The 22,337-nt window shown below is 69.5% G+C and carries 21 protein-coding genes; 16 read left to right on the top strand and 5 right to left on the bottom strand.

The features are described from left to right. The first annotated feature begins 113 nt into the window (after nucleotides 1-113). The 8 genes from ASC65_RS00470 to ASC65_RS00435 all read left to right on the top strand — a co-directional run bounded on the left by ASC65_RS00470 (nucleotide 114) and on the right by ASC65_RS00435 (nucleotide 8,979). Nucleotides 114-4,979, top strand: coding sequence for an NAD-glutamate dehydrogenase (locus ASC65_RS00470; protein ID WP_056447991.1), 4,866 nt, complete (start codon nucleotides 114-116; stop codon nucleotides 4,977-4,979). A 115-nt stretch (nucleotides 4,980-5,094) separates the two neighbouring features. Beyond that, complete coding sequence (locus ASC65_RS00465; protein WP_056447989.1) at nucleotides 5,095-5,559, top strand: universal stress protein; 465 nt, start codon at nucleotides 5,095-5,097, stop codon at nucleotides 5,557-5,559. A gap of 81 nt (nucleotides 5,560-5,640) precedes the next feature. Next, complete coding sequence (locus ASC65_RS00460; protein ID WP_056449106.1) at nucleotides 5,641-6,198, top strand: NifU family protein; 558 nt, start codon at nucleotides 5,641-5,643, stop codon at nucleotides 6,196-6,198. Between the two features lie 88 nt (nucleotides 6,199-6,286). Further along, the gene (locus ASC65_RS00455) at nucleotides 6,287-6,859 is read left to right on the top strand and encodes a helix-turn-helix domain-containing protein (RefSeq protein ID WP_056447986.1); all 573 of its coding nucleotides are present in this window, start codon (nucleotides 6,287-6,289) and stop codon (nucleotides 6,857-6,859) included. A 69-nt stretch (nucleotides 6,860-6,928) separates the two neighbouring features. After that, the gene (locus ASC65_RS00450; protein WP_235561361.1) at nucleotides 6,929-7,318 is read left to right on the top strand and encodes a helix-turn-helix domain-containing protein; all 390 of its coding nucleotides are present in this window, start codon (nucleotides 6,929-6,931) and stop codon (nucleotides 7,316-7,318) included. Between the two features lie 22 nt (nucleotides 7,319-7,340). Next, nucleotides 7,341-8,036 (top strand): tRNA (adenosine(37)-N6)-threonylcarbamoyltransferase complex dimerization subunit type 1 TsaB, encoded by a 696-nt coding sequence (gene tsaB, locus ASC65_RS00445; RefSeq protein ID WP_056447983.1) that lies wholly within the window; start codon nucleotides 7,341-7,343, stop codon nucleotides 8,034-8,036. Continuing rightward, nucleotides 8,033-8,476, top strand: coding sequence for a GNAT family N-acetyltransferase (locus ASC65_RS00440; protein ID WP_056447980.1), 444 nt, complete (start codon nucleotides 8,033-8,035; stop codon nucleotides 8,474-8,476). Before tsaB ends, ASC65_RS00440 begins: the two co-directional genes overlap by 4 nt. A 29-nt stretch (nucleotides 8,477-8,505) precedes the next feature. Further along, the gene (locus tag ASC65_RS00435; protein ID WP_056447977.1) at nucleotides 8,506-8,979 is read left to right on the top strand and encodes a Fur family transcriptional regulator; all 474 of its coding nucleotides are present in this window, start codon (nucleotides 8,506-8,508) and stop codon (nucleotides 8,977-8,979) included. Nucleotides 8,980-9,084: 105 nt separating this feature from the next. Here the strand turns inward: ASC65_RS00435 and ASC65_RS00430 are convergent, their stop codons facing one another. Beyond that, nucleotides 9,085-9,927, bottom strand: coding sequence for an alternative oxidase (locus ASC65_RS00430; RefSeq protein WP_235561360.1), 843 nt, complete (start codon nucleotides 9,925-9,927; stop codon nucleotides 9,085-9,087). Nucleotides 9,928-10,082: 155 nt separating this feature from the next. Here ASC65_RS00430 and miaB point away from each other — a divergent pair, with 155 nt between their 5' ends. The 5 genes from miaB to ASC65_RS00405 all read left to right on the top strand — a co-directional run bounded on the left by miaB (nucleotide 10,083) and on the right by ASC65_RS00405 (nucleotide 15,125). Beyond that, nucleotides 10,083-11,531: a tRNA (N6-isopentenyl adenosine(37)-C2)-methylthiotransferase MiaB gene (miaB, locus tag ASC65_RS00425; protein ID WP_056447974.1), complete on the top strand. Its 1,449-nt coding sequence runs from the start codon at nucleotides 10,083-10,085 to the stop codon at nucleotides 11,529-11,531. Continuing rightward, nucleotides 11,521-12,516 carry a PhoH family protein gene (locus ASC65_RS00420; RefSeq protein WP_056447971.1) on the top strand — a complete coding sequence of 332 codons (996 nt, stop codon included), beginning with the start codon at nucleotides 11,521-11,523 and terminating at the stop codon, nucleotides 12,514-12,516. The genes miaB and ASC65_RS00420 overlap by 11 nt, the downstream gene beginning before the upstream one ends. A 4-nt stretch (nucleotides 12,517-12,520) precedes the next feature. Continuing rightward, a complete protein-coding gene (ybeY, locus tag ASC65_RS00415; RefSeq protein ID WP_056447968.1) occupies nucleotides 12,521-12,970 on the top strand; it encodes an rRNA maturation RNase YbeY in 450 nt (149 codons plus the stop codon). After that, a complete protein-coding gene (gene lnt, locus ASC65_RS00410) occupies nucleotides 12,957-14,549 on the top strand; it encodes an apolipoprotein N-acyltransferase (protein ID WP_056447959.1) in 1,593 nt (530 codons plus the stop codon). The genes ybeY and lnt overlap by 14 nt, the downstream gene beginning before the upstream one ends. Before the next feature lie 159 nt (nucleotides 14,550-14,708). Continuing rightward, nucleotides 14,709-15,125: a helix-turn-helix domain-containing protein gene (locus ASC65_RS00405; protein WP_056449098.1), complete on the top strand. Its 417-nt coding sequence runs from the start codon at nucleotides 14,709-14,711 to the stop codon at nucleotides 15,123-15,125. 24 nt (nucleotides 15,126-15,149) lie between these two features. Here ASC65_RS00405 and ASC65_RS00400 read toward each other — a convergent pair whose 3' ends face one another. Continuing rightward, on the bottom strand, nucleotides 15,150-15,644 hold the full coding sequence (locus ASC65_RS00400) for an S-type pyocin family protein (RefSeq protein ID WP_156459500.1): 495 nt from the start codon (nucleotides 15,642-15,644) through the stop codon (nucleotides 15,150-15,152). A 165-nt stretch (nucleotides 15,645-15,809) separates the two neighbouring features. Here ASC65_RS00400 and coaBC point away from each other — a divergent pair, with 165 nt between their 5' ends. The 3 genes from coaBC to ASC65_RS00385 all read left to right on the top strand — a co-directional run bounded on the left by coaBC (nucleotide 15,810) and on the right by ASC65_RS00385 (nucleotide 17,946). Continuing rightward, nucleotides 15,810-17,033 carry a bifunctional phosphopantothenoylcysteine decarboxylase/phosphopantothenate--cysteine ligase CoaBC gene (gene coaBC, locus ASC65_RS00395; RefSeq protein ID WP_056447948.1) on the top strand — a complete coding sequence of 408 codons (1,224 nt, stop codon included), beginning with the start codon at nucleotides 15,810-15,812 and terminating at the stop codon, nucleotides 17,031-17,033. A gap of 11 nt (nucleotides 17,034-17,044) precedes the next feature. After that, a complete protein-coding gene (gene dut, locus ASC65_RS00390) occupies nucleotides 17,045-17,497 on the top strand; it encodes a dUTP diphosphatase (RefSeq protein ID WP_056447945.1) in 453 nt (150 codons plus the stop codon). Nucleotides 17,498-17,583: 86 nt separating this feature from the next. Further along, nucleotides 17,584-17,946 (top strand): hypothetical protein, encoded by a 363-nt coding sequence (locus ASC65_RS00385; protein WP_056447942.1) that lies wholly within the window; start codon nucleotides 17,584-17,586, stop codon nucleotides 17,944-17,946. A gap of 205 nt (nucleotides 17,947-18,151) precedes the next feature. Here ASC65_RS00385 and dapB read toward each other — a convergent pair whose 3' ends face one another. The 3 genes from dapB to dnaK form a co-directional block, all read right to left on the bottom strand. Next, nucleotides 18,152-18,901, bottom strand: a complete 750-nt coding sequence (gene dapB, locus ASC65_RS00380) for a 4-hydroxy-tetrahydrodipicolinate reductase (protein WP_056447938.1) — start codon at nucleotides 18,899-18,901, stop codon at nucleotides 18,152-18,154. Between the two features lie 22 nt (nucleotides 18,902-18,923). Then, complete coding sequence (dnaJ, locus tag ASC65_RS00375) at nucleotides 18,924-20,117, bottom strand: molecular chaperone DnaJ (protein WP_056447935.1); 1,194 nt, start codon at nucleotides 20,115-20,117, stop codon at nucleotides 18,924-18,926. A 170-nt stretch (nucleotides 20,118-20,287) separates the two neighbouring features. Then, nucleotides 20,288-22,204, bottom strand: coding sequence for a molecular chaperone DnaK (gene dnaK, locus ASC65_RS00370; protein ID WP_056447932.1), 1,917 nt, complete (start codon nucleotides 22,202-22,204; stop codon nucleotides 20,288-20,290). Nucleotides 22,205-22,337 lie beyond the last annotated feature (133 nt).

The following is a 22,337-nucleotide window of genomic DNA, read 5'->3' as shown; positions in this document are numbered from 1 at the left end:
GCTGTCCTAGGGGAACCCCGTCGGGACGGGCGGCTTGCCGAAGCGGCAAAGCGGCCTAGTCTCAACACGCTTCCGGCGGTCCGCAGAGGCCGCGTCCGAAAAGAGACCTGCTCATGTCCGGCGCTTCAGCCCCCGTGCTTCCCCAGGCGATTACGCGGGAGGCGCTGGAGGCGAGCTTCGCAACCGCGGTGGGCGGGGCCGTTGGCCCCGAAGCCGCGTCCTACCTGGCCCAGGTTCACGACGACTACGTCGCCGATGAGACGCCTGAGCTGGGCGCCGCCGACCTCGGCCGCGTCCTCGCCACGGTGTGGACGTCCGCCGCCGAGCGCGGTCCCGACGACGCCGCCATGATCAGCCTGCGTTCGCTGGTCGACGCCGAGCACCGGCCGCTCGGCTACGATGGCATCGCCATCATCCAGCGCGACGGCCCGTTCCTGGTCGACAGCGTGATGGGCGAACTGGCCGAGGCCGGCGTCACCGTCCGCTCCATGTATCACCCGATCGTCGAGACGGCTGCGGGCCGCACGTCGCTGATCCTGGTGGTCATCGACCCGATCCCGCAGGAGCGCCGCGACGCCCTCGGCGAAGCCCTGGCCTCGACCATGGCTGATGTGCGCGGGGCGGTCAGCGACCACGCCGGCATGCACGCCCTGATGGCGCGCTCGATCGAACACCTGGAAGGCTCGCCCCCGGGCGTCGAACCCGAGGTACTGGCCGAGAACCTGGCCTTCCTGCGCTGGGTCCAGGCTGACCATTTCGTCTTCCTCGGCGCGCGCGACTACGACTATCCGCGCACGACTGACGGCGGCTACGAGGCCGAGGCCCCGCTATCGCAGTCGGGCGTGGGCCTGGGCGTTCTCGCGGATCCGAGCCGCACCGTGCTGCGCCGCGCCAGCGAGCCGGCGGTCCTGACCCGCTCGATGAAGCGCCAGCTGGACCTGTCCGAACCGGTCACCGTGGCCAAGGCCAACGCACGCTCGCGCGTCCATCGCCGCGCCTACATGGACTATATCGGGGTCAAGCGCTTCGGCGCGGACGGCCGTCCCTCGGGCGAGACCCGCTTCGTCGGCCTGTTCACCGCCGAGGCCTATGACAAGGCCGCCACCGAGGTGCCGCTCATCCGGCGCAAGGTGACCAACGCCCTGGACCGCGCCGGCAAGGTCGAGGGCTCGCACAGCTACAAGCGCCTCAAGAACATCCTCGAGAACTATCCGCGCGACGAGCTCTTCCAGATCGGCGAGGACGAACTGCTCGACATCGCCCTGGGCATCCTGCACCTGCACGACCGTCCGCGGATCAAGAGCTTCACCCGCAAAGACCCCTTCGACCGCTTCGTCTCGGTGCTCTGCTTCATCCCGCGGGAGCGTTTCGACGCCTCGGTGCGCGAGCGCATCGGCCGCATCCTGGCCAAGGCCTGGGGCGGCCGTCTGTCGGCCTGGTATCCGCAACTGTCGGATCAGCCGCTGGTCCGCATCCACTACATCATCGGCGTCACCCCGGGCGACCACCCCTGCCCCGACCAGGCCGCGCTCGACGCCGAGATCGCCGAGGCCGGCCGCAGCTGGGTCGACCGTTTCGAAAGCGCCCTGCGCGCCGCCGACGTCGAGGACGTCCAGGTCGGTCCGCTCAGCGCCCGCTGGGCCGAGGCCTTCGGGGCCGGCTACCGCGACCGCTACGACGCCGCCGAGGCCGTCCGCGACCTGCAGGCGATCGACACGCTCAACACCAGCGGCGCCAATGATGGCGGCGATCCGGTGGCCGTTCGCGCCTTCCGCACCGAGCGCGACGGGCCGCTGAACTTCCGCTTCAAGCTCTATCGTCGCGGCTCGGCCGTGCCGCTGTCGGACGTTCTGCCGATCCTGGCCGACATGGGGCTGAAGACGCTTGAGGAATGGGGCCACGCCGTCCGTCCGTCGGACTCGGAGGAGATCCACGTCCACGAGTTCCTGCTCGAGGACCCGCGCGGCGGCGATCTGCATTTCGACGACGTCCGCGCCCCGTTCGAACAGGCCTTCGTGGCCGTCTGGACCGGCCGCACTGAGAGCGACGGCTTCAACCGCCTGGTGCTTGAGCTCGGCGTCGACTGGCGCGAAGCGGCCTTGATCCGCACCCTCGCCCGCTACCGCCAGCAGACCGGCCTCGACCCGTCGCAGGCGGTTCAGGAAGAGGCGCTGCGCGACTATCCGGCCGTGGCCCGCGCCATCCTGTCGCTGTTCAGCGCCAAGTTCGATCCGGCCGGCGGCGGCGACGCCGCGTCGCGCGAACCGGCCGTGGCCGAGCAGACAGACAAATTCACCGCCCTGCTCCAGGACGTGAAGAGCCTCGACCACGACCGCGCCCTGCGTCGTCTCGGCCTGCTGGTCGGCGCGATCAAGCGCACCAACTACTTCCAGGTCGGCGCCGACGGCGCGCCCAAGCCGCACATCTCGATCAAGATCGCCTCGCGTGAGCTCGAGGACCTGCCCAAGCCCAAGCCCTTCCGCGAAATCTTCGTCTGGGCTCCGCACGTCGAAGGCGTGCACCTGCGCTTCGGCCCGGTCGCCCGCGGCGGCCTGCGCTGGTCGGACCGCCGCGACGACTTCCGCACCGAGGTGCTCGGCCTGGTGAAGGCCCAGCAGGTCAAGAATGCGGTCATCGTGCCGGTCGGCTCCAAGGGCGGCTTCTTCCCGAAATGCCTGGCCGGGATCGTCCGCGCCGGCGGCGACCGCGACGCCCAGCAGGCCGAGGCCATCCGCGCCTACAAGACCTTCCTGTCCGGCCTGCTCGACGTCACCGACAACATCGCCGCCGACGGCTCGGTCACCCATCCGGCCAATGTGATCATGTGGGAGGGCGACGATCCCTACCTCGTCGTGGCTGCCGACAAGGGCACGGCGACCTTCTCCGACATCGCCAACGGCATCTCGGCCGACTACGGGTTCTGGCTCGACGACGCTTTCGCGAGCGGCGGCTCGGTCGGCTACGACCACAAGGTCATGGGCATCACCGCCCGCGGCGCCTGGGAGGCCGTGAAGCGGCACTTCCGCGAGATGGGCAAGGACATCCAGACCGAGCCCTTCACCGTCGTCGGCGTCGGCGACATGTCGGGCGACGTGTTCGGCAACGGCATGCTGCTGTCCAAGGCGATCAAGCTGGTCGCCGCCTTCGATCACCGCGACATCTTCATCGACCCGAACCCGGATCCCGCCGTCTCGTGGGTCGAGCGCGACCGGATGTTCAAGCTGCCGCGCTCGTCCTGGCAGGACTACGACAAGTCGAAGATCTCGGCCGGCGGCGGCGTGTTCCCGCGTTCGGCGAAGTCGATCGAGCTGACGCCCGAGATCAAGGCCCTGCTTGAGATCGAGGAGGACGCGGTCGACCCCGCCGCCCTGATGAAGGCCATTCTCAAGGCCCCGGCCGAGCTGCTCTACCTCGGCGGCATCGGCACCTATGTGAAGGCCCCGACCGAGACCGACCTGCAGGTCGGCGACAAGGCCAATGACGCCATCCGCATCGACGGCGGCGAGCTGCGCGTGAAGGTCGTCGGCGAGGGCGCCAACCTGGGCCTGACCCAGGCCGGCCGCATCGCCTTCGCCAGGTCAGGCGGGCGGATCAACACCGACGCCATCGACAACTCGGCCGGCGTCGACAGCTCCGACCACGAGGTGAACATCAAGATCCTCACCGGCGCGGCCATCGGCTCGGGCGCGCTGAAGCAGGAGGACCGCAACGCCCTGCTGGCTTCGATGACCGACGAGGTCGGCCTGAAGGTGCTGGCCCACAACTACGACCAGACCCTGGCCCTGACCCTGCAGCAGGCCGAGGGCGCCAAGGCGCTCGACGCCCAGCAGCGCTTCATGCAGTGGCTGGCCTCGAAGGGTAAGCTGGACCGCAAGGTCGAGGGTCTGCCCGACGACCTGAAGATGGCCGAGATGAAGGCCACCAACGGGCCCCTCACCCGGCCCGAGCTGGCTGTGCTGACGGCCTATTCCAAGCTCGAACTGTTCGACGACATCGTCGCCTCCAAGGCTCCGGACGACGCCTTCTTCAAACAGACCCTGGTGCGCTACTTCCCGGGTCCGCTGGCGAAGTTCGAAGCCGACATGCAGCGCCACCGCCTGCGCCGCGAAATCATCTCGACCATCCTGTCGAACGAGATCGTCAACATGTGCGGCCCCACCTTCCCGGAACGCCTGCGCCTGTCGGCTCAGTGCGACACCGGGGCGATGGTGCTGGCCTTTGAGGCGGCGCGTCAGATCTTCCGCCTCGACCAGGCCTGGGACGCGGTCTCCGCGCTGGACCTGAAGATCCCGGCCGAGGCCCAGACGGCGCTGTATCGCGAGATCGCCACCGTGCTGCGTCGCCAGACCTTCTGGCTGGCTCGCCGCGCCATGGCGCCGGGGGCCACGGTCGACGGCCTGATCGCCGCCTACCGCCCGGCCGCCGACACCCTGCGCGCCGCCGGCGCCTCGGTTCTGTCGCGCTTCGAACAGGCCCAGCTGGATGGCCGCATCGCCGTCTTCACGGCGCTGGGCGCAACCGAGGCCATGGCCCGCGACTTCGCCATGCTGCGCCCGCTGGTGGCCACCGCCGACATCGGCGACCTGGCCCGCGAGGCCGGATGGCCGGAGCCGGCGATGGCGACCCTGTACCACCAGGTCGGCGCGGCCTTCGATTTCGACCGCCTGCGGGCGGCGGCGAACAATGTGCCGTCGGCCGATCATTTCGATCGCCTGGCCGTGCGTCGCCTCATCGAGGACCTGATGAACGAGCAACTCGTCCTGACCCGCGCCGTGGCCAAGGCCTCGGACGTCTCGGTCGGGGCCAGCGAGCAAGCCGCAGAACAGGCCGTTGACCGCTGGATCGGATCGCGCATGGCCAAGGTCGAGGGCGTCCGCGCCTCGGTCGACGAGATCGAAAGCTCGGGCTCCGGCTGGACCTTCGCCAAGCTGACCATCGCCAACTCGGTCATCCGTGAGATCGCTTCGTCAGCCATCTGACGAAGCTTTCTCGGGGCCCGCGGTCACAGGGCTCCGCCCTGTCGACCCGGCGCGGGCGGGAATTTCGCGATGATGGTCGCGTTCTGCTAGCGTGCCTTGGGCTGGGAGAGGGCTGATGCCGCGCAAGTTTTTGGTCGTCGTCGACGACAGTCCCGAGTTCGAGGCCGCGCTGCGCTATGCGTCGCGGCGGGCGCGGTCGACTGGCGGCCACGTCGTCATGTTGCGGGTCATTCCGCCGGCGGCGTCCGACGCCCACTGGGCCGGGGTCCGTGACGAGATCGAACGCCAGACCCGGGCCGAGGCCGAGGCCTCGTTGAACCGCTGGGCCGGCGAAGCGTCAGAGCGCTCCGGCGCCATGCCCGAATTGCTGATCGAGCGCGGCGACGCCCAGGGCTGCATCCGCAAGGTCGTCGGCGCCGACGCCGACATCAAGATCCTGGTCCTCGCCGCCGGCGCCGGCTCGCCCGGCCCACTGGTCGCCGCCATCGTCAAACAGGGCGCCGCCTTCACCGGCCGCAAGCTGCCGGTCACCATCGTCCCCGGCGAGCTGACCGAGAAGGACATCGAAGACCTGGCTTGATGGAAGGGGCGCTAACGCTCGCCTCGCCCCTGTGGCTTTATGGGCCTTGAAGCCGCCGCCTCGCGGGCGCATCTGAGCGCCATGTTCATCCAGACCGAACCGACGCCGAACCCCAACGTCCTGAAGTTTCTGCCGGGCCGGGACGTCTCGTCTGATCCGCGCGACTTCGTGAACGTGGACGAGGCCGCCGCCTCGCCCCTGGCCGAGGCGCTGTTCCAGGTCGAGGGCGTGAAGGGCGTCTTCTTCGGCTATGACTATGTCTCGGTGACGCGCGACGCCCAGGGCCTGGAATGGCCGCAGATGAAGGCGCCGATCCTGGCCGCCATCATGGATCACTTCGTCTCCGGCGCTCCGCTTATGCGCGGCGGCGCCTTCGACAGCGCCAGTCCCGAAGGCGACGACAGCGAAATCGTGCTCGAGATCAAGCAGCTGCTCGACAGCCGCATCCGCCCGGCCGTGGCCCAGGACGGCGGCGACATCCTGTTCGACGCCTTCGATGAGGAGACCGGAGTCCTGTCCCTGCGCATGCGGGGCGCCTGCGCCGGCTGCCCCTCCTCTTCGGCCACACTCAAGGCCGGGGTCGAGCAGATGATGAAGCACTATGTCCCCGAGGTTACCCGGGTCGAGCAGGTCATTTAGGGGCGCTGACGCGGCGCGAACGTAGCGCCCGTGAGATGTGAAACGAAATTGGCTCGCTTAGGCGGGTCGCGTGGTGCATTCTGTTTCCATGCCCCGCTTCGAGACTGACAGTGACGCCCGACGCCTCGGCGAGGCTCTCGCCCGCCTCCGCCGCGAGCGCGGCCTGAGCCAGGCCGAAGCCGGCGAGCGGGCCGGCATGACCAGCCAGGGCTGGGGTCTCTACGAATCCGGTAAGCGCCCCGGCCTGTTCCGGCCCGATGTGCAGCGTCGGCTGACCGCCGCCCTCGACGCCACCCCCGAGGCCCTGTCGCTGGCCCTCGGCGCGGAGGCTCCCGCTCAGGCCCCGACTCCGCCGGCGACCGGCGTCGAGAGCGCCGGGCGCGCCTTTGCGACAGTCGCCACCCGCCGCCTGCAGCTGGCCGACGACGAGCTCGCGCCCTGGGCCGCCTCGGGCGTGGTGCTTGAGTATGAGCCGGGCCGCTGGCCACGCCGCGACCAGGGCTGCGTCATCGAATTGGCCAGCGGCGAGGTGCGCGTGCGCCTCTATGACCGCGCCGACGCCGAGGCCCTGGTTGTGCGCGGGGTCACGGGCCCGGAAGAGCGGATCGCGCGGGCCGAAACCCGCCAGGTTTCGGCGGTGGTCGCCCGTCTGGACGTCTAATGAAACGATTTAGTTGCAATTCAATCGGCGATGTGAAACGCTTCCGTGTATTCAACGGGAGGGCTGCACGTGGCGAGGACCAGCGAACGGAACGAGGTGGACGCCTTTGTGGGCGCGCGGATCGGCTTGAGGCGCTCGGCGCTCGGCCTGTCGCAGACGGCCCTGGCGCGCGAACTTGGGGTCAGCTTCCAGCAGGTGCAGAAGTACGAGACCGGCCAGAACCGCATCTCGGCCTCGCGCCTGCATCGTGCGGCGACCGTGCTGGCGACCTCGGTCGAGGCCTTCTTTCCGCCGATCGAAACGGTCCAGGGGGAGGGGGACGAGGCCGGCTGGGAAGCCCTTCGCCATATCACCGAAACGGCGGACGGGCGGGCCGTGGCCAGCGCCTTTCCGCTGATCGCCGACCGCGAGGTGCGCCGGGCCGTGGCGCGCGTCGTCCGGGCCCTGTCGCGACGCTGACCCCCTGCGCGGGAGGCCGCGCATGAGGGTGCTCGTCATCGATACGGCGCTGAACCTGTGCACCGTCGGCGTCGTCGAGGTCGTGGACGGGGCCGTCCGTCCGCTGGGTCTGCGCTCGCTGGAGATGGCCAAGGGCCATCAGGAGCGGCTGGCCGGCCTGGCCCGCGACGCGGTCGGCGAGACCGACGGGGGCTTCGGCGCGATTGACCGGATCGGCGTCACCGTCGGTCCCGGCTCTTTCACGGGACTGCGGGTCGGCCTGGCCTTCGCCCACGGCCTGGGCGCCGCCCTGGATCGCCCGGTGGTCGGGCTCTCGACCCTCGACGCCCTGGCCGCCAGCGCTGACGGCGCCGCGACCGATAGCGTCGGGGCCCTGATCGACGCCCGCCGCGGCCAGGTCTACGCCCGCTTCTGGAGCGACGGCGTCCCGACCGGCCCGGCCGAAGCCCTGGCCCTTGAAGCCGCCGCCGCGCGGGTTGAGGCGCTCGCTCCCGGCGCCCGTCTGATCGGCTCCGGGGCCGCCCTCGTCGCGGCGAACCGGCCAGATATCGAAACCATCGAGGCTGTCGGGCCGGCGCCCGAAGCGCTCGCCCGGCTGACCGCCGCCGCCGACCTGGCCGCCGGCCCGGCCCAGCCGCTCTACCTGCGCGCGCCCGACGCCACCCCGCCGACCCGGTTGCCGGGTCAGGCTCGTCCGACGCGGATCCCCGGCGCATGACCGGGACGGACGCCCAGGCCGATCGGCTGGCGGTGCTGCACGCCGAGGCCTTCGTCGCGCCCGACACGCCCTGGAGCGCCGCCGCCTTCGCTGACCTCCTCGCCCAGGCGGGCGTCTTCGCCGTCGAGCACGAGGGTGGCTTCATCCTGATGCGCGCTGTGGCCGACGAGGCCGAGATCCTGACCCTGGCGGTGCGGCCCGCCGCCCGCCGCCGGGGTTTGGGCGCCGTGCTGGTGGGCGAGGGGGCCGTCGCCGCTGCCGCCCGCGGGGCTTCGCGGATCTTTCTCGAGGTGGCCGAGGACAACGCAGGGGCCCGCGCCCTGTATGCCCGGACCGGATTCGCTGAGGCCGGTCGCCGGCGTGGCTACTACGCCGGGATCGACGGCGTCCGGCGCGACGCCCTGGTCCTCGAATTGAACTTGGCGGCGACGCTTCCCTAGAGCGACGCAGCGACCTATTCTCCCGCGCCATGGACCGGATTGAAAAACTCTGCGCCGAGCGCGGCATGCGCATGACCGAGCAACGGCGGGTCATCGCCCGCGTGCTCTCCGCCGCCGAGGATCATCCGGACGTCGAGGAGCTGTACCGTCGCGCCTCGAGCATCGACCCGCATATCTCGATCGCCACCGTCTACCGGACGGTGCGCCTGTTCGAGGAGGCCGGCGTGGTCGAGAAGCACGACTTCGGCGACGGCCGCTCGCGCTATGAAGAGGCCGGCGACGACCACCACGATCACCTGATCGACACCCGCTCGGGAGAGGTCATCGAATTCTTCGACGCCGAGATCGAGCGCCTCAAGACCGAGATCGCCGAACGCCTGGGCTTCAAGCTGATGGGCCACAAGCTCGAGCTGTACGGCGTGCCGATCGAGGGCGCCGAACCGACCAGCCGCGAGGGCCTGATCTTCAAGCGCCACGCCCACCGCGGCGAAGACGCGGCATAATTCTTGGGCCGCGGTCAAAAGGCTCCGCCTTTTCGACCCGACGCGGCCTGGGAGGAGAGAACAGCCCCGGGGCGGATGCCGCGCCGGGGCTTTCTCATGCCTCCATCAGGCCGCCATGCGGATGTCCTCGGCGTGCTCGGGGTAGGGGGCGTGGCGGCTCTCGTCGACCTCGATGCCGGCCAGCTCGCTGGCGAAGCCGTGGTTGACGTCGCGGTGGTGGGCCTCGTCGGCGCGGACCACCAGCACCACGTCGCGCAGCGTCGCGTCGGCCGGCAGCTTCCAGTAGTGAATGGCGATCGCCGGCGCCGGCACGTTGGGACTGCGGCCCTCGTCCAGCTCCTTGAGGTAATGGGTGTAGCTGATCACCGCCTCCTCCTCGAAATAGCCGACGATGCGGTGCGCCGTCTTTGGGCTGACGAGGTAGAGGGTGAAGAAGGCCAGGTAGAAGACCCACTGCACACCCAGGATGACCAGTCGCTCGAACAGGGTCGGCTTGGCCACCTCGATGAAGGTCATCAGGTGCATCCGCTCGTTCTCCGCCTCCTCCATCAGGGTGCGGATCCAGCCCTGGTCGTCGCACATGCGGCGCAGGCATTTCAGGTGGGTGAGGGTGGCGCCGACCATGCCCGGCACGGCCGCGACGGTCTCCAGCACGATGGCGCGGTGGCCGTAGCGCTTGGCGAAGAAGGTGTCCGCACAGAACCGCAGCATCTTGGTGAAGCCAAGGGCGATCCGGTCCGACAGACCGACCGGCTTGTGATGGATGCTGAGGTCAACGAGGGGCGGGGTGTGCACGGACGTGCTCCATGAAAGGGCCGGGCCGGGGATCGGCCAGGCCGGGGACGAGGGCTTCGTTCCGGGGGAGACGGCGGCGCGGGCGTCCGTGGCGGGGCGCGAGGTCGCCGGGGCTCCGGCGGTCGTTTCGGCGATGTCGGCGGGGTCGTTCACGACCGCTCCAAAAGCTGAACAGCCGGTACATCCGCCTGTCGCACGATCCATGCGATGCGACCGGACGCCTCTGCGCGCTTGCGCCTCACCTGCCCCGCAGGATCCGAATCCGCACTCAAGTAGCGCGCTGCGTCCCGGCGCATTAAAAGCCTCCCATGACCGACCCCCTCGTACCGCCGTCGGAGGCTCAGGCCGCGCCCAAGCGCCTGTTCATCAAGACCTACGGCTGCCAGATGAATGTCTATGACTCGGAGCGCATGGCCGATGTGCTGCGCCCGCTCGGCTACGCGCCGACGGAGACGCCCGAGGACGCCGACTTCGTCATCCTCAACACCTGCCACATCCGCGAGAAGGCGGCCGAGAAGGTCTATTCCGAGCTCGGCAAGATCCGCGTGCTCAAGGAGGCCAAGGCCGAGGCCGGGCGGGGGTCGATGACCATCGCCGTGGCCGGCTGCGTCGCCCAGGCCGAGGGTGAGGAGATCATGCTGCGCCAGCCGGCGGTCGACCTCGTCGTCGGGCCCCAGGCCTACCACCAGCTGCCTGAACTGCTGACCCGCACCGCCCGCGCTCGCGGCGAGCGCATCGGCGCCGACTTCGCCCCCAATGAGAAGTTCGACGCCCTGCCGGCCGAGCGCGGCGTCGACGGCTTCACGGCCTTCCTGACCGTTCAGGAGGGCTGCGATAAATTCTGCACCTTCTGCGTCGTGCCCTACACCCGCGGGGCTGAATGGTCCCGGCCGGTCGCGGCCATCCTGTCCGAGGCGCGCGAGCTGGCGGCCAAGGGCGTGCGCGAGGTCACCCTGCTGGGCCAGAACGTCAACGCCTACGACGGCGAGGGCCTGGACGGGAAACCGTCGACCCTGGCGCGGCTCGCCTATCTGCTGGCGGAGGTGAAGGGTCTGGACCGGATCCGCTACACGACCAGCCACCCCAACGACATGTCCGACGACCTGATCCAGGCGCATCGCGACCTCGATGTCCTGATGCCCTGGCTACACCTGCCGGTGCAGTCGGGCTCGGACCGCATCCTGCGGCTGATGAACCGCAAGCATGGCCGCCAGAAGTATTTCGACCTGATCGAGCGCATCCGGGAGGCGCGTCCGGACATGGCCATGTCCGGTGATTTCATCGTCGGCTTCCCGGGCGAGAGCGACCGCGATTTCGAGGACACGATGGATCTGGTCCGGCGCGTGACCTACGCCTCGGCCTTCTCCTTCATGTATTCGCCCCGCCCGGGGACTCCCGCCTCGACCATGGCGGCCCAGGTGCCGGACGCCGTGTCGCGCGAACGTCTACAGGCGCTCCAGACCCTGCTGTTTGAACAGCAGACGGCCTTCAACGCCTCCCGCGCCGGCATGACTATTCCGGTCCTGTTCGAGCGCCCCGGCAAGTTCGACGGCCACGTCACCGGCCGCTCCCCCTGGCTGCAGCCGGTGTACGTCGACGGCGTCGCGGATCAGTTGATCGGCCAGATCGTTCCGGTGACGATCGAAAGCGGCGGTCTGAAATCCCTCAGCGGTCGCCTGGCCCAACCCGTCGTTCCAGCAGCGAGGCTCCGCGAGCCGAGCGCCGGCGACAGCAAGAAAGCTCTTCATGGCGCGTGAGAGTGAGTTCCTGGCCCTGGACGATGCGGCCCTGAGGGCCGTGGTGGGGCCGAACAGCCGCCACGTCGCCCTGATCGAGGACGCCTTCAAGGTCCTGGTCGAGTCCCCCGGCGGGGGGGTCACCATCAACGGCTCGGCCCGCGACCGGGCCCAGGCCAAGCGGGTCATCGAGACCCTGGCCACACGCGCCGAGACCGGCGCCGAGATCACCGAGGCCGATGTGCGCACCGCCCTGGGCGCCGCTCACGCCCAGCCGCGGGCAGGGCAGGGGAGCGTGGCCCCTAACGCCGTCGCCCTGCCGGTCGGCCGCCGCGGCGCCATCGCGCCCAAGACCGCCGCCCAGGCACGCTACCTGGACCTGCTGTCGCGCTGCGAGTTGACCTTCGGCGTCGGCCCGGCCGGCACCGGCAAGACCTTCCTCGCCGCCGCCTACGGCGCCTCCCTGCTGCGCCGCGGCCAGGTCGACCGGCTGGTCATCACCCGCCCGGCGGTCGAGGCCGGCGAAAAGCTCGGCTTCCTGCCCGGCGACCTGAACGAGAAGGTCGACCCCTATCTGGCCCCCATCTGGGAGGCGCTGAACGACATCCTCGGTCCCGACGACGTGCGCCGTCGGCGCGACAAGGGCGAGATCGAGGCCGCTCCGATCGCCTTCATGCGCGGCCGCACCCTGGCCCACGCCTTCATCATCGTCGACGAGGCCCAGAACACCTCGCGGCTGCAGATGAAGATGGTCCTGACCCGGCTGGGGGAGGGGGCCCGGATGGTGGTCACCGGCGACCCGTCGCAGATCGACCTGCTCAATCCGCGCGACTCCGGCCTGCGCCATGCCCTGCGCATCCTCGAGAACGTCCAGGGCGTCGGGGTGCAGCGCTTCCAGGCCCAGGACGTGGTCCGCCACGCCATGGTCGAGCGTATCGTCCGCGCCTACGACGCCGACGCCGCGGCGCACCGCCCGGCCGCCGATCTCGAAGATCCGGACGCGTGATCGGATGATCGAGATTGAAGTCGAGGACGAAGCCTGGACGGCCGCCCTGCCCGAGGCCGCGGCCGTCGCCGAACGCGCCGCCGTGGCCGCCCTCGGGACGGTGGAGGGGGATGTCGTCATCCTGCTTGCCGACGACGCGGCGGTGCAGGAGCTCAACTCGGGCTATCGCGGCAAGGTGAAGCCGACCAACGTCCTGTCGTTTCCCGCTGCGGAGAGCGCCGCGCCCCACCTCGGCGACCTGATCCTGGCCTACGGCGTCTGCGCGGCGGAGGCGCAGGCACAGGGCAAGACCCTGGCCGATCACCTGTCCCACCTGACCGTCCACGGCGTGCTTCACCTGCTCGGCCGCGACCACGAGGATGAGGCCGAGGCGGAAGAGATGGAGGCCGAAGAGCGCGACATCCTTGCCAGCCTGGGCGTCGCCGACCCATACAGGCCGGATGCTGACGCTTGATCTCTCGACCCGCCGCGACCGCCTGATCCTGCGCTTCGGCCGCATCGCCCTGGCCTTGCTGGCCGGCGTGGCGGGCGCGCTGGCGCATCCGCCGTTCGGCATCCTGCCCGGTCTGCTCGGCTATCCCCTGCTTCTGCTGCTGTCCGAGCGCTCGACCTCGACCCGCGGCGCCTTCTGGATGGGCTGGCTGGCGGGCTTCGCCTATTTCTTCATCGGCTGCTGGTGGGTGGCCGAGGCCTTTCTGGTCAATCCGGCTCAAGCCTGGATGGGACCCTTCGCCGCCTCCCTGTTGCCGGCGGGGCTGGGCCTGTTCTGGGGCGCGGCGACGGCGCTCTATCATCGCTTTCGCCCGCAGGGCGTCAGCCGCGTCCTCGTCTTCGCCGGCCTGTTCTGCCTGCTGGAATGGCTGCGCGGCCATGTCCTGACCGGCTTCCCCTGGAACCCCGCAGGGGCCAGCTGGAAGGCCGGCTCGGCCGCCTCCCAGTTCGCCGCCATCGCCGGCGTCTATGGCCTCAGCCTGGTCACCGTCGCGGCCGTGTCGGCCTTCGCCCCGCTCGCCGGACCCGGCCCGCGCAAGGCCCGCGTCGGCGCGGCCGTGCTCGGCGTCCTCACCCTGGCGGCTCTGGTGGTCGGCGGAACGGTCCGCCTTTCCCGCGCCGAACTGGAGCTGACCCCGACGGTGGTCCGCATCGTTCAGGCGGACGTCGCCCAGGAGTCCAAATGGACTCCCGAGGCCTATCGCGGCATCGTCGATCGCTACGTCAACCTGACCGGCCGTCCGGGCGCCGTGGTCCCTGACGTGGTCATCTGGCCCGAAGGCGCCCTGCCGGCCTCGGCCAACCAGGTGTTCGGCCCGGAGTCCCCTGATGGCGTCGCCATCGCCCGGGCCCTGCGGCCGGGCCAGACCCTGATGCTCGGCCTCGGCCGCGGCGTGCCGGACGCCGACGCCCCCGACGGCGCACGCTACTTCAACAGCCTGCTGGCGGTGACGCGGGTCGAGGAAGGTCTGCGACTGACCGGGACCTACGACAAATACCGCCTGGTGCCGTTCGGTGAATACCTGCCCGCCGGCGGCCTGATGGGTGCGCTCGGCGTGCGCAGCCTGACCCATATGCCGCTCGACTTCAGCGCCGGCGCCCGGCCCGCGCCGATCACCGTGCCCGGCCTGCCGCCGGTCCAGCCGCTGATCTGCTACGAGAGCCTCTATCCGGGCTTCACCCCCGGCGGGGCCGCCCGTCCCGAGTGGATCGTCAATGTGTCCAACGACGCCTGGTTCGGCCGAACCTCGGGTCCGCTGCAGCACCTCAACCTGGCCAGCTACCGCGCCATCGAAACGGGACTGCCGGTGGTGCGCTCCACGCCGACGGGCGTGTCGGCCATGATCGACCCCTGGGGGCGGGTGATCGGCGACCAGCGGCTCGACCCGGGCGAAAGCGGCGTCATCGACGCCCGCCTGCCCAAGCCGACGGCGCCCACCCTGTACGGCCGGGTTGGCGATCTGCTGTTCGGCCTGGGCCTTTTGCTGGCCTTGGCGCCGGCGCTGTCCGGGGGCCGAATCACCCTTCGCCGCCGAGGGTGATTCGCTCTGGCGAGAAGATTTTCGCGTGAGCGGGGAGAGCAACCCCGGGTTACACAATCTTGAGTAGACCCAGCGTGCTAGAACGACTGTTTTTCCGTGACAGAGCCTCAAAGCAGGCGCATTCAGGCATAGCTTCACCCACGAGAAGGCATGAGCAAAATGGCCAGAGGCAAGGGCGATGAGGGCCCTCATCCCGTAGACCGGCACGTGGGTCGGCGGGTGTGCGAAAAACGGCTGGCGCTCGGCTATAACCAGAGCGACCTCGGTCGGGCCCTCGGCCTGACCTTCCAGCAGATCCAGAAGTATGAGAAGGGCGCCAACCGCATCTCGGCATCGAAGCTTTGGGATATCGCGCGCTTCTTCAAGGTCGATATCGGATATTTCTTCGAAGGCCTGAGCGGAGCCCAGATCGCGGGCGCGGCCGAAGCCCTCGGCGGCCTTGACCACGACTTCCCGGCGACCCGCTACACCATCGAGATCAGCCGCCTGGCGCCGCAGCTGTCCAGCCGCCAACAGAAGCTGGCGTTGGAGCTGATCCGCGACATGGCCGACCGCAAGGAGACCGACGAGGCCTGATCGCCGCGTCGTTCCCAAAATCCCTCATTCTGCAGGCGATGACGTGCGCCGCCGACCGAAGGCCGGCGCGGCCGCTTTCTGCTCCGCCCAGTAGGCGGCCCCTTCGCGCGGCTTGAACATGGTCTTGGCCACCCCCTGGCGCGACACCACGGCGAAGGTGTTGGTCGACGCCTGATACAACAGCACGTCGCCGTTCGGTCGCTCGACCCGGTCGGTCCCTGCCGGCGGCCGCTGAGTGAAGGCCTGCACCTGGGCGAGATAATCGTCCGCCGTTTCGGCCCCGAAATCCGCCCCGTTGCGCTGGAAGAGCCGGATGACCTTGTCATCCATGGTCTCGCGTCGGTTGGCGGTCAGCACCGGCTTGGGCGTGTTCGCGTCGGCCCGCCCGGTCTCGGCCGCCTGGGCCGCCCCGCCCGTGACCGCTGCGACGGCCCCGGCCGCCTCGTCGGTGCGATCCCGCGTCTGCACCGCCGAGCCGCCGTCGCCGCAGCCGGTCAGCGCCATCGCTCCCAGCGCCATCGCGGACAGCGCCGCGACCGTGATCCAATCTCGTTTCCCGCCCAGCATCCAATCCTCCCTGGCCAAGCTGAGCCATACGCATAACAGCGTTATTCTGTTCCTGCAATGTTCCATTTCGGGAAACGGTCACTCGACGTCGCCGGGCCGCCCGGCTAGACCTTCGACATGACCCCAGCGACGCTTTCCGGGCGCAAGATCCTGCTGATCGTGGGCGGCGGCATCGCCGCCTACAAGGCCCTCGAACTGGTCCGGCTGCTCAAGAAGGGCGGGGCGGAGGTGATGAGCGTCCTGACCTCGGCCGGCGCCGAGTTCGTCACCCCCATGTCCCTGGCCGCCCTGACAGGAAACCCGGTTCGCCAGGCCCTGTTCATGCCCGAGGACGAAACGGCCATGGGCCATATCGAGCTGTCGCGCTGGGCCGACCTGGTGGTCGTAGCCCCGGCGACGGCGGGCCTGATCGCCAAGGCCGCCAACGGCCTGGCCGACGACCTCGCTTCGACGACGCTTCTGGCCACCGACAAGCGCGTCCTGCTCGCGCCCGCGATGAATGTGCGGATGTGGCTGCACCCGGCGGTTCAGGCCAATGTCGCACGGCTGAAGACCTTCGACGGCTTCCACGGCATGGCCGTGGTCGGTCCCGACGAGGGCGAGATGGCCTGCGGCGAGTTCGGGCCGGGCCGCATGGCCGAACCGGCCGCCATCCTTGAAGCGATCACGGGCCTGCTCGCCGGCCCCGACGGCCGCCCGCTGGCCGGCCGGCACGCCGTTGTCACCGCCGGCCCGACCTTCGAGCCGATCGACCCCGTGCGCGGCCTCACCAACCGCTCCAGCGGCAAGCAGGGCTACGCCATCGCCCAGGCGCTCGCAGAGCTCGGCGCCCGGGTGACCCTGGTCTCCGGCCCGGTGGCGCTGGAGGCCCCGGTCGGGGTCGAGCGCGTCTGGGTCGAGGCGGCCCGCGATATGCAGAAGGCGGTGGAAGCCGCTCTTCCGGCCGATATCGCCGTGATGAGCGCCGCCGTGGCTGACTGGCGTGTCGACGGGGTCGCCTCGGGCAAGATCAAGAAGGCGCCCGGCGGCCCGCCGTCTCTGGCCCTGATCGAGAACCCCGACATCCTGGCGGGCATTTCCGCGCCCGGTCCGAAGCGGCCCAAGCTGGTCGTCGGCTTCGCGGCCGAGACCACGGACCTCGAAGTCAACGCCCGCTCCAAGCTGTCGCGCAAGGGCTGCGACTGGATCGTCGGCAATGACGTCTCGGACGATGTGTTCGGGGCCGACGGCAACGCCGTCACCCTGTTCACCGTCGAGGGCGCCGATGCCTGGCCGCGCCAGTCCAAGACCGAGGTGGCCAGGAAGCTGGCGGCCCGCATCGCCGATCATTTCAAGGCTTGAAGAGACCCCGCATGACCACCGTCCGCGTCGAACGTCTTCCGCACGCCGCGGACCTGCCGCTGCCCGGCTATGAGACCGCGGGTTCGGCCGGCATGGATCTGCGCGCTGCGGTCGCCGAGGACGCGCCGCTGACCCTGGCGCCGGGCGCGCGCGCCCTGGTGCCTACCGGCCTGAAGATCGCGCTGGAGCCCGGTTTCGAGGCGCAGGTGCGGCCGCGTTCGGGCCTGGCGCTGAAGCACGGCCTGACCTGCCTCAACTCGCCGGGCACCGTCGACAGCGACTATCGCGGCGAGGTCGGGGTGATCCTGATCAATCACGGCCAGGAGCCCTTCGTCATTCAGCGCGGCGAGCGGATCGCTCAGATGGTCATCGCCCGCTACGAGCAGGCGGCCATGGTCGAGGTCGAGGCGCTCGATGAGACGGCGCGCGGCGCCGGCGGTTTCGGCTCCACCGGACGCGGCTAGGGCGAAGGGTCGGGAGCGAATTCCTGAAGCCTGCGTTAACCCCGTTCGCGGCCCAAGCTGGGCCGTAAGAAAAAGGAGGTCGGCGTATGGAGTCCCTCATCGATTCGATCGGCGCGTTCCTGTCCGGTTTTCTCTCGCTCGCCCGCGGCGGGTTCGACGGCGTCAATCAGGTCACCGGCCTGCTGGTGGCCGTCATCGCCGCCCTGCTGATGGCTGACTGGAGCCGATTGTGGGCGACGGCCGCCGCCGCCGCCGTCGCGCATGTGCTGATCGGCGTGGTCCGCCCGGTCCTCGACGGAGCCCCCTTCGTCCTGCCCGACCTGCTGACCCTGGGCTTCTGGATGACCGTGCTGGCCCTGTTCCTGGGCTATGCGATCGTCATCGCCGTCTTCTTCTTCATCAAGACGCTGTTCACCGGCGGCGCCAGGCACGCCAAGCACGCGCATTGAGGCATCTTGTCGTCCTTCCGCGAAGCGGAACCTTCAGTCGGTTCGTCACGAAGGACACCAAGACGGCACGAAGAACACGAAGGGGCCGGTGCGACTGCGCGGTCTCTTCGCGCCCTTTGTGAGGCCTTCGTGTCCTTTGTGACGAACCAGCCGGCCTAAGAGACGCCTGGATGGATGCCGGCTTCGCCGGGGAGCCTTCCCCGGGTCAGGCCTGGCGGAAGCCCAGCACGTCCTGCATGTCGTAGAGGCCGGGCTTGCGACTGCGCACCCACGCCGCCGCCGCCACCGCGCCGCGGGCGAAGAGCGAGCGGTCGATGGCCGAGTGGCTGAGGGTCAGGACCTCGTCGTCCGAGGCGAAGAGCACCGAATGCTCGCCGATGATGCCGCCGGCGCGCATCGAGGCGAAGCCGATCTTGCCGGTTTCGCGCGGGCCGGTCAGGCCGTCGTGCGGCTTGGCGCGCACGTCTTCGAGATCCTCGCCGCGCCCATTGGCGGCGGCCTCGCCCAGCATCAGGGCGGTGCCCGAGGGGGCGTCGGCCTTCTTGCGGTGGTGCGACTCCAGCACCTCGATGTCCCAGTCCCGCGCGTCCAGCCGCTGGGCGGCGTGCTCGACGAGGCCGATCAGGATGTTGACGCCCAGGGAGAAGTTTCCGCTGCGCACGATGGCCACGGTCTCAGCGGCCTTGAGGATCTCGGCGTCCTGCTCGGGGGAGAAGCCGGTCGAGCCGATGACCAGGGCCGGGCCGCCGCGAGCGGCGCAGGCGCGGGCCAGTTCGACCGAGGCGTCGGGCGTCGAGAAGTCGATGATGACGTCGCACAGGCTCAGGTCGGGCGTTTCGCCGCGATCGAAGCGGGCCGAGACGACGACGTCTTCGCGGGCGTCAAGAACGGCGGAGACCGCGCGGCCCATACGACCCCGGGCGCCGGAGATGCCGGCATGGAAGATAGCGCTCATTGCGTCCGGCCCCCCGATCCGATCACTGAGCGGTCTCGCCCATGATGTCGGCCCAGAACCGCTTGGCCTTGCCGGCGAAGGATGAGTTGCGCGGCGTCTGGGTGTCGCCCAGGGAGGCGGCCAGCTCTTCCAGCAGCTCCTTCTGACGGGCGGTCAGGTCGGTCGGCGTCTCGACGAACAGCTCCACGACCAGGTCGCCGCGGTTCTTGCCGTTCAGGTGCGGCATGCCCTTGCCCTTGATCCGCACCGTCTTGCCGGTTTGGGCGCCCGCGGGCACGGCCACCGAGGCCTTGCAGCGGCCGTCGCAGGCCTCGGAGGTCAGACAGGGGGCGTCGATCTCGCCGCCCAGAGCCGCCGTGGTCATGGCCACCGGCACGGTGACCAGCAGGTCCAGGTTGTCGCGCTCGAACAGCTCGTGCGGGGTCACGGAGACGAAGACGTACAGGTCGCCGCGCGGGCCGCCGCGCAGACCGGCGTCGCCCTCGCCCGAGAGGCGGATGCGCGAGCCGTCGTCCACGCCCGCCGGAACCTTCAGCTGCAGCTTGCGGGTCTTGCGGACCAGGCCCTGGCCATGACAGTCGCCGCAGGCGTCGTTGGCCGACAGACGGCTGCCCTGGCCGCCGCAGGCGGGGCAGGTGCGCTCCATTTGGAAGAAGCCGTTGGCGGTGCGCACGCGACCGGCGCCCTGGCAGGTGGTGCAGGTGGTCGGCTTGGCGCCCTTCTTGGCGCCGGAGCCCTCGCAGGTATCGCAGGCGGCGGTGGTCGGCACCGCGATGTCGACCTCGGCGCCCTTGTAGGCCTGCTCGAGCGAGATCTCGAGGTCGTAGCGCAGGTCCGAGCCGCGGCGCGGGCCGTTCTGGCGGGCGTTGCCGCCGCCGCCGCCGCGGGCGCCGAAGACGTCCCCGAAGGCGTCGCCGAAGACCTGCGAGAAGATGTCGTTGACGTCGGCGAAGCCCTGGCCCTGGCCGAACGGATTGCCGCCGCCGCCGCCGTTGACGCCGGCGTGGCCGTAGCGGTCGTAGGCGGCGCGCTTCTGGTCGTCGGACAGCACGCTGTAGGCTTCGGAAATCTCCTTGAAGCGCGCCATGGCGTCCTCGCAACCGCCGTTGCGGTCCGGGTGATGCTGCATGGCCAGCTTGCGGTAGGCCGACTTCAGGCCGGCGGCGTCGATCGTCCGCTCGACGCCCAGAACTTCGTAATAGTCACGCGTCGCCATCTGGCGTTCGTCCTCTTACCCCGCCTCCCGGCCCGCGCCTCTTGCGGGCGACTTGGCCGGAATGGCTGACCGGGCTGACATGGGCGCCCGGTCGAATGATGCAAGTTTTATGAAACGAACCCCCGCCTGCGTTGCAAGCGGGGGCGTAGCGTTTGTGCGGCGCCTGTGGCTTACGCGCTCTTCTTCTCGTCGTCGGAGTCCGAGACTTCCTCGAACTCGGCGTCGACCACGCCGTCGTCAGCCGGAGCTTCCGACGCGCCCTCGGCGCCTTCGCCCGAACCCTGCGAAGCGGCGTACATCGCCTCGCCCAGCTTCATCGAGGCCTGGGCCAGGGTGTTGGTCTTCTCGCGGATGGCTTCCGAATCCTCGCCGTCCTTGGCGGTCTTCAGGTCGGCCAGGGCCGCCTCGATCGCCGTCTTCTCGGTCTCGCCGATCTTGTCGCCGTGTTCGGCCATGGCCTTCTCCGTCGAGTGGATCAGGCTGTCGGCCGAGTTCTGGGCCTCGACCAGGTCGCGGCGCGACTTGTCGGCCGCGGCGTTGGCCTCGGCTTCCTTGACCATCTTGTCGATGTCCGCGTCCGAGAGGCCGCCGTTGGCCTGGATGCGGATCGACTGCTCCTTGTTGGTCGCCTTGTCCTTGGCGGTGACGTGCACGATGCCGTTGGCGTCGATGTCGAAGGCGACCTCGATCTGCGGCATGCCGCGCGGCGCCGGCGGAATGCCCATCAGGTCGAACTGACCCAGCACCTTGTTGTCGGCGGCCATCGGGCGTTCGCCCTGGAAGACCCGGATCGTCACGGCCGACTGGTTGTCGTCAGCGGTCGAGAAGGTCTGGCTCTTCTTGGTCGGGATGGTGGTGTTGCGCTCGATCAGCGGGGTGAAGACGCCGCCCAGGGTCTCGATGCCCAGGGTGAGCGGGGTCACGTCGAGCAGCAGCACGTCCTTGACGTCGCCCTGCAGCACGCCGGCCTGAACCGCGGCGCCCAGCGCCACGACCTCGTCCGGGTTCACGCCCTTGTGCGGCTCCTTGCCGAAGAAGGCCTTCACGGCCTCGACGACCTTGGGCATGCGGGTCATGCCGCCGACCAGAACCACTTCATCGATGTCCGAGGCTTTCAGGCCTGCGTCCTTCAGCGCCTTGGCGCAGGGCTCGATGGTGCGCTGGACCAGGTCTTCGACCAGGGCCTCCAGCTTGGCGCGCGACAGCTTGATGTTCAGGTGCAGCGGGCCCGAGGCGTTCATGGTGATGAACGGCAGATTGACCTCGTACTGGGTCGTCGAGCTCAGTTCTTTCTTGGCCTTTTCCGCCTCTTCCTTCAGGCGCTGCAGGGCCAGCTTGTCGGTGCGCAGGTCGACGCCCTGCTCCTTCTTGAACTCGTCGGCCAGGTAGTCGACCAGGCGCAGGTCGAAGTCCTCGCCGCCCAGGAAGGTGTCGCCATTGGTCGACTTCACCTCGAAGACACCGTCGCCGATCTCGAGGATCGAAACGTCGAAGGTGCCGCCGCCGAGGTCATAGACGGCGATCTTCTGGCCGTCGTTCTTCTCCAGGCCATAGGCCAGGGCGGCCGCGGTCGGCTCGTTGATGATGCGCAGGACTTCCAGGCCGGCGATCTTGCCGGCGTCCTTGGTGGCCTGACGCTGGGCGTCGTTGAAATAGGCCGGGACGGTGATGACCGCCTGGGTCACCTTCTCACCGAGGTAGGCCTCCGCGGCCTCCTTCATCTTGCCCAGGGTGAAGGCCGAAACCTGCTGGGGCGAATAGTCCTTGCCGTGGGCGCGAACCCAGGCGTCGCCGTTCGGGCCCTTGGAAATCTCGTAGGGCACCATGCCCTTGTCCTTCGCCACGACGGGGTCGTCGTAGTTGCGGCCGATCAGGCGCTTGATGGCGAAGAAGGTGTTGGTCGGGTTGGTCACGGCCTGGCGGCGCGCCGGCTGGCCCACCAGGACCTCGCCGTTGTCCTGGATGGCGACGACCGACGGGGTCGTGCGGTTGCCTTCCGCGTTCTCGATGACCTTGGGGTTCTTGCCGTCCATGACGGCCACACACGAGTTGGTGGTGCCCAGGTCGATGCCGATGATCTTGGCCATAGGTAGGTCTCTCACTCCATTTCAGCGGGCGGTGCGGCGGCCTTTTAAAGCGAAGCGCCGCGCGTGACCGCCCCTGGTGTCAGGGTCTTGGGTCGGTTGATACAGGTGGGCCGCAAAGCCCCACGATCTGCGG

Source organism: Brevundimonas sp. Root1279 (assembly GCF_001425945.1).
Lineage (GTDB): Bacteria > Pseudomonadota > Alphaproteobacteria > Caulobacterales > Caulobacteraceae > Brevundimonas.
Note: the sequence above shows the minus strand (reverse complement) of the source record. Positions and strands in the feature narration are given on the sequence as shown.